1 protein-coding gene is annotated in these 1,302 nt (G+C 61.8%); it reads left to right on the top strand.

Annotated features, from left to right (window positions below; translation table 11 throughout):
* Window positions 1–1,302 (top strand): IS3 family transposase gene (locus tag AAV98_RS19730; protein WP_156317873.1). Its coding sequence is split into 2 segments (ribosomal slippage), with 1,301 coding nucleotides annotated over them: window positions 1–286 and window positions 288–1,302; the frame shifts between segments, so codons are not numbered across the junction. This gene is flagged as partial in the annotation.

Genomic DNA, 1,302 nt, shown 5'->3' with positions numbered 1-1,302 from the left:
GAAGGACATCCGCCGCAAGACCCGTCGGCACTTCTCCGCGGAAGACAAGATCAGGATCGTGCTCGATGGTCTGCGCGGCGATGACTCCATCGCCGAGCTGTGCCGCCGCGAAGGGATTGCGCAGAGCCTGTATTACACCTGGTCCAAGGAGTTCATGGAAGCCGGCAAGCGCCGCCTGGCTGGCGACACTGCGCGCGCTGCGACCACGGACGAGGTGAAGGACCTGCGCCGCGAGGCCCGCGATCTGAAGGAGTGTGTGGCAGACCTCACCCTGGAGAACCGTCTGCTTAAAAAAGCATGACCGGGCTTGGGGGAGACGACGCATGAGATATCCCGCATCCGAGAAGCTGGAGATCATCCGGATCGTCGAGCAGTCGCATCTGCCTGCCAGGCGCACGCTGGACCAGCTCGGCATCGCACGTCGGACGTTCTACTGCTGGTATGATCGTTACCTTGAAGGCGGGCCGGAGGCACTGGCAGACAGGCCATCAGCGCCGAGCCGGGTGTGGAACCGCCTCGGCGAGGATATCCAGCAGCAGATCGTCGAGATGGCGCTGGAGCAGACCGAACTGTCCCCGCGCGAGCTGGCGGTGCGCTTCACCGATGAGAAGCATTACTTCGTCTCCGAAGCGACCGTCTACCGCCTGCTCAAGGCCCACGACCTGATCACCAGCCCGGCCTACACCGTGATCAAGGCGGCAGAGGCGTTCCATACGAAGACCACGCGCCCGAACGAGATGTGGCAGACCGACTTCACCTACTTCAAGATCATCGGGTGGGGCTGGATGTATCTCTCGACCGTCCTCGACGATTTCTCGCGCTACATCATCGCCTGGCGACTGTGTTCCACCATGTGTGCCAGCGACGTCACCGATACGCTCGACATGGCACTGACCGCCTCAGGCTGCGACAGCGCCACGGTGCTGCACAGACCTCGTCTGCTCAGCGACAATGGCCCGAGCTACATCGCGGACGAGCTGGCCGAATACATCAAGGCGAAAAAGATGAGCCACGTTCGCGGCGCGCCCTTCCATCCGCAGACACAGGGCAAGATCGAACGCTGGCACCAGACCTTGAAGAACCGCGTGCTGCTGGAAAACTACTTCCTGCCCGGCGATCTCGAACAGCAGATCGAGGCGTTCATCGAGCACTACAACCACCAGCGCTACCACGAGAGCCTCGACAATGTGACGCCCGCCGATGCCTACTTCGGCAGAGCACCCGCCATCATCAAGCGAAGAGAAAGGATCAAGCCAAAGACACTCGAATATCGGCGCTTGCAACACCGCAAGCTCGCCGCCT

This window comes from Bacillus sp. CHD6a (assembly GCF_001293645.1).
Taxonomy (GTDB): domain Bacteria; phylum Bacillota; class Bacilli; order Bacillales; family Bacillaceae_I; genus Sutcliffiella_A.
This window is presented reverse-complemented; position numbering and strand designations above follow the sequence as displayed.